13 protein-coding genes are annotated in these 13,662 nt (G+C 64.3%); 4 read left to right on the forward strand and 9 right to left on the reverse strand.

What is annotated here, in order from left to right:
• Window positions 1–2 precede the first annotated feature (2 nt).
• From ACLP4W_RS09675 to ACLP4W_RS09685, 3 genes are read right to left on the reverse strand one after another with little or no spacing between them, the layout of a single operon-like run.
• Window positions 3–557: a gluconokinase gene (locus ACLP4W_RS09675; RefSeq protein WP_442385918.1), complete on the reverse strand. Its 555-nt coding sequence runs from the start codon at window positions 555–557 to the stop codon at window positions 3–5.
• Entirely contained in the window at window positions 539–2,554 is a 2,016-nt protein-coding gene (locus ACLP4W_RS09680; RefSeq protein WP_442385919.1) for a DUF7064 domain-containing protein, read from the reverse strand. Before ACLP4W_RS09680 ends, ACLP4W_RS09675 begins: the two co-directional genes overlap by 19 nt.
• A gap of 18 nt (window positions 2,555–2,572) precedes the next feature.
• Window positions 2,573–4,078 carry a carboxylesterase/lipase family protein gene (locus ACLP4W_RS09685; protein ID WP_442385920.1) on the reverse strand — a complete coding sequence of 502 codons (1,506 nt, stop codon included), beginning with the start codon at window positions 4,076–4,078 and terminating at the stop codon, window positions 2,573–2,575.
• Between the two features lie 91 nt (window positions 4,079–4,169).
• Here ACLP4W_RS09685 and ACLP4W_RS09690 point away from each other — a divergent pair, with 91 nt between their 5' ends.
• Complete coding sequence (locus ACLP4W_RS09690) at window positions 4,170–4,847, forward strand: hypothetical protein (RefSeq protein WP_442385921.1); 678 nt, start codon at window positions 4,170–4,172, stop codon at window positions 4,845–4,847.
• 63 nt (window positions 4,848–4,910) lie between these two features.
• On the opposite strand, the gene ACLP4W_RS09695 is transcribed toward ACLP4W_RS09690, so the two are convergent.
• Both ACLP4W_RS09695 and ACLP4W_RS09700 read right to left on the reverse strand, forming a co-directional pair.
• The gene (locus ACLP4W_RS09695) at window positions 4,911–5,873 is read right to left on the reverse strand and encodes an SDR family NAD(P)-dependent oxidoreductase (RefSeq protein ID WP_442385922.1); all 963 of its coding nucleotides are present in this window, start codon (window positions 5,871–5,873) and stop codon (window positions 4,911–4,913) included.
• Window positions 5,874–5,875: 2 nt separating this feature from the next.
• Window positions 5,876–7,099, reverse strand: a complete 1,224-nt coding sequence (locus ACLP4W_RS09700; RefSeq protein ID WP_442385923.1) for a cytochrome P450 — start codon at window positions 7,097–7,099, stop codon at window positions 5,876–5,878.
• Between the two features lie 93 nt (window positions 7,100–7,192).
• Between ACLP4W_RS09700 and ACLP4W_RS09705 the strand changes: the two genes are divergently transcribed.
• On the forward strand, window positions 7,193–7,819 hold the full coding sequence (locus ACLP4W_RS09705) for a TetR/AcrR family transcriptional regulator (protein WP_442385924.1): 627 nt from the start codon (window positions 7,193–7,195) through the stop codon (window positions 7,817–7,819).
• Between the two features lie 5 nt (window positions 7,820–7,824).
• Here the strand turns inward: ACLP4W_RS09705 and ACLP4W_RS09710 are convergent, their stop codons facing one another.
• The 3 genes from ACLP4W_RS09710 to ACLP4W_RS09720 are packed head-to-tail and all read right to left on the reverse strand — an operon-like array spanning window position 7,825 to window position 10,576.
• Window positions 7,825–8,643 (reverse strand): mycofactocin-coupled SDR family oxidoreductase, encoded by an 819-nt coding sequence (locus ACLP4W_RS09710; protein WP_442385925.1) that lies wholly within the window; start codon window positions 8,641–8,643, stop codon window positions 7,825–7,827.
• A gap of 13 nt (window positions 8,644–8,656) precedes the next feature.
• A complete protein-coding gene (locus ACLP4W_RS09715) occupies window positions 8,657–9,739 on the reverse strand; it encodes an NAD(P)H-dependent amine dehydrogenase family protein (protein WP_442385931.1) in 1,083 nt (360 codons plus the stop codon).
• A gap of 48 nt (window positions 9,740–9,787) precedes the next feature.
• Entirely contained in the window at window positions 9,788–10,576 is a 789-nt protein-coding gene (locus tag ACLP4W_RS09720) for an SDR family NAD(P)-dependent oxidoreductase (protein ID WP_442385926.1), read from the reverse strand.
• Window positions 10,577–10,784: 208 nt separating this feature from the next.
• Here ACLP4W_RS09720 and ACLP4W_RS09725 point away from each other — a divergent pair, with 208 nt between their 5' ends.
• Window positions 10,785–11,384, forward strand: a complete 600-nt coding sequence (locus tag ACLP4W_RS09725; RefSeq protein WP_442385927.1) for a TetR/AcrR family transcriptional regulator — start codon at window positions 10,785–10,787, stop codon at window positions 11,382–11,384.
• Between the two features lie 4 nt (window positions 11,385–11,388).
• Here the strand turns inward: ACLP4W_RS09725 and ACLP4W_RS09730 are convergent, their stop codons facing one another.
• Window positions 11,389–12,516 carry an NAD(P)H-dependent amine dehydrogenase family protein gene (locus ACLP4W_RS09730; RefSeq protein ID WP_442385928.1) on the reverse strand — a complete coding sequence of 376 codons (1,128 nt, stop codon included), beginning with the start codon at window positions 12,514–12,516 and terminating at the stop codon, window positions 11,389–11,391.
• A gap of 625 nt (window positions 12,517–13,141) precedes the next feature.
• Here ACLP4W_RS09730 and ACLP4W_RS09735 point away from each other — a divergent pair.
• Window positions 13,142–13,662, forward strand: a 521-nt coding sequence (locus tag ACLP4W_RS09735) for a hypothetical protein (RefSeq protein WP_442385929.1), incomplete at its 3' end; no start/stop codon positions are given.

Consider the following 13,662-nt stretch of genomic DNA (forward strand, 5'->3'; position numbering starts at 1 on the left):
GCTCAGGGGCCCGGGTGGCGCCGGGCCGCCGACGCCGCCAGGAAGGTGTCGACGATCGCGTCGACGTCTTGGCCCGCATCCACGGTGACACCGGTCTCGCCGGCGCCGAGCGGCTCCAAAGCGTCGAACTGCGACCGCAGCAGTGTGGGCGGCATGAAATGGCCGGACCTGGCGGCCAGCCGGCTGCTGATGAGTTCCGCTGAGCCGCTGAGGTGCAAGAACTCCACGCGCGGGCAGGACACGCGCAACCGGTCGCGGTATTTGCGTTTGAGCGCCGAACAACTCACCACGCCGTCGTCGTGGTGGCGGGCCAACCACGCGCCGACGTTTTCCAGCCAGGGATGGCGATCGTCGTCGTTGAGCGGTTCGCCGGCGGTCATCTTGGCGATGTTGGCCGGCGGGTGCAGGCTGTCGGCGTCCACGAAGGGCACCCGCAGCCGTTGCGCGAGCGCCGCACCCACCGTCGACTTGCCCGAGCCGGAGACACCCATCACCACGACCGGTGACGGCGTGCCGTTCCGGACCGCGCTGGTGCCTATTACAGGTTGCGGTTCCATTCCACCCAACCGACACCGCTGCGGCCGTCCGCGGTGCTGACGACGGCCCAGACACGCGGGAACTGGCTCACCCGTCCGTCGAGGGCCGTCAGGCACACCGGCGCGTGTCCGCGCACGTCGACGTCAGCGGTGATCTCGCCCGGATTGAGAACCAACGCCGCGGGCAACGGTAATCCGTTGTCGTCGAAGGATTCTCGCGACGCGACGGTCTGCAGCTCGGTGACTTGGCTATCCGGGCCGTCGGCGCCCTGAACGTAGCCGACGCTGAAAGTCGGCGTACCCAGGATTCGAATGTTCACACCGTGCAGGTGGGTGCCATCGTCAAGGTGCAGCGCGCTCCATATCCAATCCATGCTCCACCAGTCGCGCACGCCCCAGGAGTGGTCGCGCTGCCCGGGAACCGATTCGATGCGGTAGTTTGCGGCCCCGACGGTGACGGTCCCCGAGACCGTGCACGGGATCTCGTAACGCGTCGTCAGCCGGTACTTGTACGGGGTGCCGTCGGTGGCCCACACCAAATTCATGGTCACCTCGACGGGAGTTCCCGGCTCCCCGCGCAGCAAGGCCGACGGGTCGGGGTAAGCCTGACCCCGCCCCCGCACGTCGACGCGATAGGCCTGCAGCGGCTCGCTGACGGAGTGGCTCGCCTTGAACGCGTCGGTGCGCAACACCCACGGGTCTGACGGCAGCGGGACTTCGCAGTCGACGACGGCCACCGTCGGCATGTCGGGTCCGCACAGCAGCGCGTGAACCCATGCCGTCTGCTGGTTGGCGACCAGGCCGATGCGGAACCAGCCGCCCAATCCCTGTGCCGCATCGACGAAGTCGGCGTACCAGCTCTCACTCCACAACGGTTCGTCGGTTGCGTCGTGTGCGAGCTCATCCTCCTGCGACGGTCGCAACGGTTCCGGGGCCGCCGCAGCGGGCAGCGTCGCCAACGCGTCGGTGTCGAGCACGTGGTCACAGTTCCGTTGCAGCATCGTCATGAACATCCGGTCGCCGCGCTCGGTGCGCTCCACCAGCATTGACGACACGATCGCCATCATCACCCCGAAAAAGCTTTGGCGGCGCACACCTTCGCCGACCTCGGCGAGGGTGATCGGCGCCTTTGGCCCCAACGCCTGGTGGTACGCCCGCAGCAATTCGTCGTAGTGCTCGCGACGATCCTGCGGTTGCAGCGCGCAGCCCAGGAAGTACGACAGATCGGTCAGCGCCGGACCCCAGGAAACGGTCTGCCAATCGACCACCGTCAGCGCGCGGTCGGCTCCGGCGGCACCGAACAACATGTTGTCCAGGCGGTAGTCGCCGTGCACCAGGCCCTGGATTCGGCCCGGCTCCGACGCCCCCGCAGTTTCCGAGGCCAGGTAGCCGTCGAACGCGGCGACCAGGCGTTCGCACACGATGCGGTGCTCCGGCGAAATCTGGTCGCCGTACCGGTCAATGAATCCGGCGTAAAGCGCACCGATCATCGCCTGGTTGAGCGGCGTCTCGCGGTTGAGCCACGTCGCTTCGGCCAGCGACGCGTCCCCGAGCAGCGGGCCGTGCAGCCGTCCCAACTCGACGACACCGAGCCGGGCCTGTTCGACTGTGGCGCCGGCGATTTCGTCGCCGACGGTCGCGGGACCGGCATCGCCGAGCAGCAGGTCGAACGCGCCGGTCGAGTTGTCGACCGCGGCGTGGTAGCAGGGCGCTATCGGCCCGCCCAGGCCTGGCGCGATGTCACCGTAAAAGCGGACTTCACGCTCGTAGAGACCCAGCGCCGCCCCAGTCTGCCGGCTCACCGGGTCGGTGGCCGCAACCTTGAGCACCACCGACTCCGGCCCGTCCGAGCCGGCGTCGGCGTAGGTGAGCCGGATGCGGTAGCACTCGCTCATCTGGCCGGTGCCGATGCGTTCTACGGCGAAGTCGGCAACGGATCCTGCGCCGATCGCCGCGGTCAACCAGGAGGTGGTGAGGTCACCGGGGCGTTCGATGACTTGCTCGGTGTCGGCGTGCATGGGGATCAGCGTGCCAGGTCACTGCGCCAGTGAGAAGCCGTCCCATGCCATCCGGCGGTGCGGGTGTGGATCGAACTCGACGCGGCTCCTGCGGTCGAAGACCATCACGGCACGGTCGGCGGGGGTATAGACGGGCCAGTCGTCGCCGGGCGACCCCGTGTGGCTGAAGGACCGCCACCGCCGTTGCACGTGATTGCTGACCCGCAGCGCGTCACGCCGATCGGCGGCGGCGGTCAGCAGGGCGCCGAACCTGGTGCGGTAGACATCGAAGACGGCCAACAGCTCGGTGGCATGCGTTGCGCCCAAACCCGACCAGCGCAGCGTCCGCGGGGCGTAGTCGTACCGGTAGAGGTAGGTCGGCGCGTGGCTGCCGTGGGCCTCGGCGATCTGCCAGGCCGCCGAGCTGAACGCGAAGTCACCGCCCAGCTGGATGCATGCCGATGGCGCGGGGTAGTCCGGGTAGGCGGCGGTAATGCGTTCGCGGGCGGCCGGTTCGGTGTCGGCCAGCAGCTCCTCGATCATCGATTTGTTCGTCGGCAGCATCTTGAGGAAGCGGGTGAACAACCGGCCCTCTTCGGCGTTGGTCCCCACGATGAGCGGCACCCGATGCGCCCGCCCGCTGCGCATCGCCTCGACGGGGTCGAGGGGCAGGCAGTCGTCGCCGAAGACCGGGCCAATCGGGAAGGCGCCCAGCCTGTCCTCCATGCCCTGGTCGATCAGCCGTTGTTGCGTTTCCACCAGTTGCGCCACGGACGCCTGCATCAGCGCATTAGCGGCATCTTGCGTGCGAGCCCCGAGCAGGCGGGCGAAGCGTGTCGCGAACTCGGCGGCGGTCTCGCGGGACCGCACCATGCCCGACGCCGGGCTTTCCGAGATCGCCCGGGAGAACAGGCCTTCGGCGGCGGGCACCGCGAGCAACGAGGAGGTGATGCAAGCGCCCGCGCTTTCACCGAAGATGGTGACATTGCCCGGGTCACCGCCGAATTCGGCAATGTTGTCGCGGACCCACTGCAACGCCATCACCAAGTCGCGCAGGTACAAATTGCTGTCGATGGTGATGTCCGGATTCGACAGCGACGACAGATCCAGACATCCCAGCGCGCCCAGCCGGTAGTTGACCGATACGTACACACAACCGCGGCGTGCCAACGCGGCGCCGTCGTATATCGGCGTGGCCGAGCTGCCCAGGATGTAGCCGCCGCCGTGAATGAAGACCATGACCGGTAGCGGTTCCTCGGCGGGGACTTCGGGGGTCACGACGTTGAGCGTGAGGCAGTCCTCGCTCGTGGGCTGATAGCGGCCGACCCCGAGCAGGGTGTAGCGACGCTGCTGGGGCGCGCAGTTGGCGAAGCCATGGCAGTGTCGCACGCCCGACCACGGCAGGGCCGGCTGCGGCGCCCGGAATCGCAGGGGTCCCAACGGCGGCCGGGCATATGGGATGGATCGCCAGCGGTGTACGCCATCCCGAGTGAAACCTTCGACGGTGCCGGCCGTCGTGCGGGCGCGAATGGTGCGCTGATGCATAACTAGTGACGGTAGCCGACACTACGGCGTCAGAACGACACTAGTGCGCGCGTAGCGGCCGAATCCGGGGCCCGGCGGCTAGCCTGACGAGATGCGGATCGCCGCGCTGGTCGCAGTGCCATTCCTGGTCGCAGGGCTTGTCGCCGGATGCTCGCACACGGTCGGCGGCCGATCGGCGCCAACCCAGACCACCCAGACAGCGACTGGTCCGTCGGGCAGCAAACCAGCCGCGGAGTCCACCGCACCGGCCGCCGGCGCAGCGATCCCCGACGTCATCGCGTGGATCGAGGCAGGTCAACCGGCCGATCCGGGCGGCTATCACGCTGCGACGCACGACGGCGCCACCACATCACTGGGTCCCGACATCGCGCTGACGGCTAACGCCGGCAAAGTGTCGTGCATGACCGACTCCAAACACACCGGCGGCGCGCTGGCTTGCCTGGTGGACCTGACCAGTCCCCCGCCCCGCCCCGACACGGCCTACGGCGAATGGAAGGGCGGCTGGATCGACTTCGACGGAACAAACCTCCAGGTCGGGTCGTCGCGCGCCGATCCCGGTCCGTTCGTCAACGGCAACGGACCCGAGTTGGCGAACGGGGATTCGTTGTCATTCGGCGACTACCGCTGCCGAGCCGATCAAGCGGGCCTGTTCTGCGTGAACTACGCCCACCAGTCGGCGGTGCGGTTCGCCACCGCCGGCATCCAACCGTTCGGTTGCCTGAAGTCGGTGCCGCCGCCCGACGGCGTCGGGACCGCGTTCAGCTGCTGACCTTTGGGTCCAACGTCGACTTGTTGGGTGAATTGCCCGCTTTTTGGCCCAACAACTCCACGTTCAGCTGTTCATGATGGTCGCGAACAGCTCGCTCATCTCGTCGGCGGGTCCGCCGGGCACGGTGTAGCCGGCTTCGTCGCGGATCTTTTCGAGATGATCGCGCACGTCCTCGATGGACAGCCCGGGCCGGTAGAAGCCCCGCGTCCTGCCGATGAAGAATCGCGCGACGTGTCCGGCACCGACCGTGTAGATCTCCCCGGAGACCGGACAATCCTGGTGCGTCAGGAAGGCCGCCACCGGAGCCACCAGCGCCGGGTCCAGTTTCTGAAGATATTGGCCCACAAGGTCGTCCAGCACCGCCTGCGCCGCCGGGTCGTCCGGCGGGGCGGCGCTGTCGACGGATTGCGCCAGCATTCGGGTATATGCGATTGGGGCGACGGCATTGACCTTGATGTTGTGGTCGGCGCCTTCGGCGGCCAGGACGCGGGTGAAACCGATCAACCCGGTTTTTGCCGCGCCATAATTGCTCATGCGTTCGGCGCCAAGGATTCCGGCGGCCGAGCAGGTGTTGAGTATCCGGCCGTACCGCCGCTCGCGCATGACCGTCCACGCCGGCCGCGTCACATGGAACGCGCCCTTCAAGTGCACATCGATAAGGGGTTCGAACCGATCGGCGGTCATGTCCTCGAACGGCGCGTCGCCGACAATTCCCGCGTTGTTGATCACGATGTCCACGCGTCCCCAGGTGCGAAGGGCGGCCTCGATGATCGCCTCTCCGCCTTCGGGACTCGTCACGCTATGGGTGTCGGCGACGGCCCGGCCGCCGCGCTGGCGGATTTCCGCCGCGGCCGCCTGTGCCGCCTCGATATCCGAGCCGTCGCCGGTCACCGACCCGCCCGTGTCATTGACCACGACGCGCGCGCCACGCGACGCGAGAAGCAGGGCGTATTGCTTGCCCAACCCTCCGCCGCCGCCGGTGATTACGGCAACCTGCTCGTCGAATCGCAGCTCGCCAATCGACATCGTCACCAGCTGACCGGCAGCTCTTTCATTCCGTAGATATTGGCGACCTTGAACCTCAGCTCATCCGGTGATACAGCCAATGTCAGCCCGGGCAGCCGCCGCGCCAGCGTCGCAAAGGCGACCTGCATTTCGACACGGGCCAGGTTTTGCCCGATGCACTGGTGCACGCCATAGCCAAAGCCCAAGTGCCCACGCGTATTTCGGTCGACATCGAAGATTTCTGGATTTTCGACCAACTCTGCGTCCCAGTTGCCGGCGGGCAGGTTCATCATGACGAATTCCCCGGTACGGATCAGCTGACCACCGATCATGAGGTCTTCGGTCGCCACGCGATCGACCTGGCTGTGCACGATGGTGAGGTAGCGCATCAACTCCTCGACGATGTTCGCGATGACGGCAGGATCGTCGGTTCGTCCGAGCCGCTCAAACACGTCGGGATGCTGCAGCAGCGCAACCGTTCCCAACGAGATCATGTTGGCGGTGGTCTCGTGGCCGGCCTGCATCATGATCACGCTGTTCATCGCCGTCGTCGCATTGTCGAGTTGGCCCGTCGCCACGTATTCCGTAACAAGGCGGCTGATCAAGTCGTCGCCGGGTTCGCGCCCTTTGCGCTCCACCAACTCCTCGATATAGGCGTACATCGCCCCAAAGGCTTGCCCCTTCTCCTCGTCGGACGAACGGGTGTCCAGCCCAACGGTGGTCTGGCGCTGGAAGAGCCCGAGATCTTCGGGCGGCACCCCCAGCAGCAGCGCAATCACCAGCGACGGGACCGGCAAGGCAAAGTCGCGCACCAAGTCCGCCGGCGGCCCGTGGCTGATCATCTCCCCGAGATAGTGGTCGACCATTTCCTGGATTTGCGGCCGCATGGCTTCGCAACGCCTGAAGGTGAAGTTGCTGGTCATCATGCGCCGCAACCGATGATGCTCGGGGTCATCAGTCCGGGCGAACATCACCGGAATGTTGTTGTCCGCGTCCGACGGCATGATGGCGTCCGGAATGGTCTTCGCGGACAGGCGCGGATCGACCAGCGCAGCCCTGATGTCCTGGTACCGGCTCACCACCCAAATCGGATTGCCTTGGAACATCGCCCGCCGGAGCCCGGCCTGTTCCCGCCAGTCCACAAACTCGGCCGGGGGCGCAAGCGGGCAGTGCGCAGCCCGCGGAACGGGCAGCACAGGAAGATCGGCGTCAGAGCAGTATTCGGAAGTCTCGAAATATATTGACATGAATCACGTTTCCCATTAAGTGCTGGTTGTCTGCCAGTTATCGAGCGTAGAGCTACGGCTTGTCGGCAGTCAACTGTCAGTTAGGCTGTCACGATGACCGCGGTTGAGGACCGGCCGTTGCGAGCGGACGCCGCGCGCAACGTTGAGCGCATTCTGCGCGCGGCGCGGGACGTCTACGGCGAGTTGGGGCCCGATGCACCGGTGGAGGCGGTCGCTCGCCGTGCGGGTGTCGGTGAGCGAACCCTCTACCGCCGGTTTCCGACAAAAGCCGACCTGGTCCGGGCTGCCCTGGATCAAAGCGTCGCCGAGGATCTCACGCCGGCGATCGACAGTGCCCGCAGTGCCGATGACCCGCTACGCGGTCTCACCCAACTGATCGAAGCCGCGATATCGCTGGGAGCTCGCGAACACAACCTGCTGACCGCCGCGCACCGGGCCGGCTCACTGACGTTCGACATCTCGGTTTCACTCAACAAGGCGCTTAGCGACCTTGTCGGCGAAGGCCAGCGCATCGGACGGGTCCGCGCCGACCTGGTCGCCGATGACCTACCGCGCCTGATCGCGATGCTCTATAGCGTGCTGTCGACGATGGATTCGGCCAGCGACGGCTGGCGACGCTACGTCACTCTCATAATCGACGCGATATCCATCTCCGAAGCACAGCCGCTCCCCCCGGCCCCTCCTCTTCGGATATCCGAACCCAGCAACTGGCGCGTGTAAGCGGTTTAGTTGATGGTTACCCCGGCGTCGACCTTGAACTGCAGTCCCGTCACATAGCGGGACTCATCTGAGATCAGGAACAGCACAGCATTGCTGACGTCAACGGGTTCGACGGCCGGCGTCGGCATTGCATTGACGAAGATCGGGATCAGGTCGGGCCGTTCTTCGCCCAGGAGGGCTCCGAACGACGGCGGGATCATTCCGGTAGGGACACCGGTAGGAAGCACAGTATTGACACGCACGTTCTGTGCGGCAAGTTCGTTGGCCAAGGCCAGCGTCAAGCCCACGACGCCGTGCTTGGCCGCCGTGTAGGGCATCTGCAGCGGAAAGCCTTTGATGGCGCCGGCGGAACTGACATTGACGAGGCTGCCGCCACCTTGGTCGAGCAGGTGGGGTATCGCGGCCGCGCAGGTGTTCCATACTCCGATCAGATTCACGTCGACAACCGTGCGCCAGTGATCGGCAGTTGTCCTGTCCCATGGCGCTACCGTGAGCACACCCGCGTTGGCCACCGCACCGTCGAGACCCCCCAGCTCGCTGACGCCGTCATCGACCGCCGAGCGCAACTGTTCGTCGTTGCGGACGTCGACGACATAACTCACACAGCGGTGGCCGAACGTGCTGACCAGCCGCACCGTTTCGGCAAGGTCTTCCTCGGTGGCCAAGGGATATTCAACCTGCGGCAAAGATTGGCAGATGTCGACCAGGATGAGGTCCGCACCCTCCTCGGCAAGCCGCAGCGCATGGCCACGCCCCATTCCGCGGGCAGCGCCGGTGATCAGAATGCGTTTACCGGCAACGCGTCCCGGGGGTGACGCCGACATAACTGGGGTCCACCTACCGTTCGTTCCACATCAGGCCGCGCATCGTTGCGGATAGTGGGATGTCCTCCACAGCGATCAGCCCTTGGGGCGCGCGGCACACCCAATCGATCGCATTGACCGCCCGACCCGCCGTCGAGATGCAGCCCGCGTCAGTGGAATCAAGAACCGGATGGGAAACGTGGGTGTTTATCTCCACCCTTGGCTCACCCTCCACGACGACACGGTGTACGCCGGTATGACCCTCGGGAGGGAACTCCCACTCGGGCGCAGCGGCGGAGGTAAGCCTTGTCACGTGCTCGAGGGTGATCACCGGTTCGCCATCGCGGACTCCCTCAGTGGCAAACCGAACCGCGGCCATCTGTCCCGGCTCGACCGTCATCATGGTGCAGTCAATGCGCTCTGGTGTGAACCAGCGTTCGGTGCGCTGGCGAACTTCGTCGAGCTTGATGTCGAGGTTGTCGGCCAGACTACGCACCTGACCACCCCACATCGACACAACGACCCCGGGCAAAAACAGCATCGGCGGGCCGGCGTCCCGAGTCGTTCCGAACCCCATTGCGGCACCAGTGAACTCGGCATCATCGTAGTTTCCGTAGTCGAAAATCTCTTGCACGGTGATCGAAGAAACGCGGGTGGTCAGGCTGACGGCGGAATGCACCAATGTATCGCCAGAGAAGCCCGGGTCGATGCCATTGACGTAAAGCGAGGTGTTGCCGGCCTCGCAGGCGCGCTCCAAAGGTACCCGCAGCCAGTCTTCGGCATGGTGCGGTGTGACCAGCCAGACCATCGACGTACCGACGACATTGGTGCCCGCCGCCAGAAATTTGGCCATCTGTTCGATGGCCTCCATCGGCCGAGTTTCGCCTTGAGATGTGTAAACCACGCAATCGGCGCCGAGGTCGACCAGGGCGTCGACGTCGTCGGTGGCGATGATGCCGGTCGCTTCGTCCAGTCCGCAAAGCTCCGCCGCATCCCGGCCGATCTTCTCGGCACTAGCGGCATGAACTCCAACCAGTTCTAGATCGGGTCTGCCGATAATCGCTCGCAACGAATGCCGCCCCACGTTGCCGGTGGAGAATTGGATTACTCTGCGCATCGTCGCCTCCGGATTCGCTTCTGACACAGGCGAACTCTATCTCGGTGATCAGTAGTCAGGTATCGGCAGTGGCGAGTTGTTCGAGTCGATGCCGCCATCGACGTGGAACGTCGCGTTGGTGGCATAACAGTCGCGCGTACAAAGATATACCGTGAGCCGCCCCAGGTCCTCGACGTCGCCCAGGCGATGGAGTGGCGTGTTCTCTTGCATCTTCTCGAGTGACCCGGGCATCAAGTCCAGGCTGCTCTGCAGACCGTCCGTTGCAAACGAGCCAAGTGCGATGGCATTGACGCGGATCTTCGGCGCGAGTTCTTGCGCCATGGCGCGGGTAAGCGCTTCGAGCCCACCCTTGGCAACGCAGTAGGAGGTCAACGCGCGAATGCCGAAACGGGCGGAACCCGACGAGATGTTGACGATGGAACCGTGTCCGGCACTGAGCATGTGGGGAGCCACGAGTTGACTCATGATGAACGCGGAGGTCACACACCACTCGAATGTGTGTCTGAAATCTTCGTCGGTGATGTCCAGGAACCGGGCGTACGTCGAGCCGCCCACGTTGTTGACGAGAATATCGATCCGGCCGAAGCGCTCCATGGCGGTGTTTACGACACGCTCACCGTCCGACCGGCTGGTCGCGTCCGCAACGAGTGCCAGCCCCTTGCCGCCAGTCTCCTCAATGCCCTCGATCGAGCGAACGATTTCCGACTCGGTGCGTGCGGTGCCGACAACGGTGGCACCAGCCTCTGCCAATACCCGAGCAATGCCCGCCCCGACACCACGGCCGGCACCCGTAACTATCGCGACCTGTCCATCCAGCCTGAACTGCTCCAACGCCATGCGGGCTCCTCCTGACGAAGTGCGGGGTATGCACCGCTCCATCTAAGAGCCTAAGCTGACTGAAGTCAACGAATATCTAGGGGCACGGACGGACGCGATATGAGGCGAACCCCATCGCGACGGGCCTTTCGAGCGCGCGGCAAGATAGTGTTCTGAGTTATCCTCGGGACTTCTTGATGAGTTAGGTCAAGTGTGAGAAGGAAATTAAATGGCTGTGGCGGACAAGCTATCCTCGCGTGAATCAAAGCGCTTGCAAACGAGGGAGCGACTGATGGGTGCGGCCATCGCGGAGTTCAAGAGGACCGGCATGGCCGAGGCCGACGTCAGCGCCATTGTGGCTGCAGCAGGGGTCGCCCACGGCACCTTTTTCTTTCACTTCCCAACTAAGGAACATGTCCTGCTGGCGCTGGAGCGGCGCGAAGAGGACCGCATGGCCAAGCAGTTCGCGCAATTCTTGAAGGCGAAGCATGATCTTGCCTCCGCGTTACACGAGGCCGTGCGCCTAGTGGTGGGGTTGGAGCGTCGGCTGGGCGACATCCTGTTCAAAGACTTTCTGGCGCTGCACTTCTCGCAAACCCGACCGCCTGCCGAGGACGGCCGGGATCATCCCCTGATCGTTTTGGTCGCTGAGGAAATTGCGCACGCTCAAGAGCGCGGTGAGACGGATCCCGGAGTCACTCCAATGAATAGTGCGGTATTCTTTTTGCTGGGGCTCTACGCTCTCTTGATCACCACTCACGACTGGCCGACGCGCGACGCCCTGCTCGAAGACCACGTAGCGCGGACGTTGCGGAGCATGGAGCCTTGAGCCACTAGCGCACGACGCCGCGCAGCGGCATTAGCCCGAGGTCGAAATGGGTGATGAAGCCCGGCGGGGCCTCGCAGACAGCTGGAATCGCGTTCGCGGGGCCCATCGCGGTCCAGGTGTAGCCGGGCTTCGGGTAGTTGCCCTGCGGGTCTGCCGGCGCCTGGAGGATCAGCTCGGTGGGCTCATCGCCCTCGATCACGATGCGGTAGTGATAGTGACCGCCCCAATCAGGCTGCGGCTCAACGGCATCGTATTCGTCCATCGTGTACATCTCGTGGAAGGTGATGAAGGGCTTGTTGTCCACCCACGTCGTCCACTTGTGATGCTGGGAGGCGACCTGGCCCTTCTTGATCACGCCTTTGAACCCCGGCATGTCGCTTCCCGGCCCTCCTTCAAAATGAATGTCGCGCGTGGCCACCCCAAGCTCCACGTCCGTCGTGTATTTGTCGACTGTCTTGCCGAGTCCGTCCGCGATCATGGCCATCGACTGTGCGAATAATGGCCATGCGTTTCCGAGGAGATTCGGGCCGGCCCGAAACTCTTCCGGTGTGTTGCCCATTCCCATCTCATGCAGGTACTTCAAGGTGTCCTTGCCGAAATTCACTACCTCGTAGATGTGGATGGACTCGATCCGGCTGACAATTCGGGCCAGCGTCAGAACGAGCAGGTCTCCCGCGAAGCCGGGATTGATCCCACCTGCGTGGAATGAAGTACCGCTCTCCAGACACGCTGCCTCGATCTTGTCGATATCGGCGGCGCTGTGTTCGGTTCGATACCACCACGCGCCACCTGAGGCCACGACGTTCTTGCCCTGGCGCAACAGTCGGCAAACCTCATCGGGATCAGACCACAGCGGCGCGTAGAACACGCAGTCGGCTTCAAGTTCCTCGATGGCCGCCTTGTCGTCCGTCGCGAGTACACCGCTTGGCTCGAAACCGGCGAGTTCGCCGGCACTCTTGCCTACCTTCTCGGGTCGGCTACAGAGCACTCCAACGAGCTCGAAGGCGGGGTTGTTGACGAAATGGCGAAGCCCAATTGTTCCGACGTTGCCAACGCCCCACTGGATAACGCGATACTTCTTGTCGACCGGCACGCGCGGCGTCGTTCTCTCGGCAGGAGATGTGAGCGTCATTGCTACTCCTTTGCATGCGCGAAAAGTCGCCGACACTCGACAGCCGGGACGGCTGAGCGCTCGCTGAGCGTAAGATTGCCTCAACATTTGTGTCAAGAGACTGAGCTAAGTCAGTCATCCTGAGACGTTCAACGGCCCCGCATGAGCACTTCGCGGCCCCAGACAACGCGACGTCTGCTCGTTGCAATCTTCGATCGGTCGCCGGCCGGGACTCTTGGCGTCGAGGCTAATCGGGTCGTGCGGCGTCGCGCTGACCGGCAGCGGGAGCATGCGCCATCTCAGCGGGCGATATGCGACGTACCACTTGCTAAGTCAGCGCTTCATGCCCTAGCGCACTGGATCCCCGCGGAGCCCGGATGCGCGGATGCGGCTCTGTGGCGATCGGACTCGCCGGAAAGCCAGACACGCGGGCTGGAGTTCGCCGCGGCTATCGGGACCGCTAGTAATGATTCTCGGATTCCCACAGCTGTCCTTGATGACTGTAGTCAGTTTTTGTTATGTTGACGGCGCCTAATCGAGATCTGGCGTCCACCAGTTCCGCGCACGCCGATCTGTTTCGTAAAGGGGGAACTTGAACCGGCTAAGTTCGAAGCTACGCTCTTCCGCCGTTGAGGACAGGGCGACGGTGCCGACGAGCGGTGTGCGCCCCGGTCTCTCTTTCGACGAGCACATCGAGGAATCGCGGCTCGCGCAGCGCCATGCCGACAAGTGGCTCATCTCAGGCAGTTTCCTGATCGGCACCGCGGCGCTAGGTGTCTTCGGCCTGCCGCTCTTCCTCCGTGGAGTCTGGTTGCTACGGCGGGCACAAAAAGCCGGCCTCTCGGTTCGACCCATGATGGTCACCCTGATCGGATACCTCGTCATCATCGACTCCGCGATAAACACGGTGGGTTGGGCGCTCGACCTGGTCGCCAACCACAGTCTGCTAGCCCGTGTGTTGTTGAACGGGTGGGGCAATATGTTCGACGCGGGCTACTTCTGGCACTACAACGAGCTGTGGCTCGGCGGCGCGGCGGGACCCGGCGAAAAAGCGTTGGAGGTCGGACTGATCCTCACCGTGTTCACGATGCGCATCGCCGCGGCGATTGGGTTCTTACAGATGAAGCGGTGGGGTCATCAGTGGATGGTCGTCACCTGCTGGATGGG

This window comes from Mycobacterium sp., from assembly GCF_052145595.1.
GTDB lineage: Bacteria > Actinomycetota > Actinomycetes > Mycobacteriales > Mycobacteriaceae > Mycobacterium.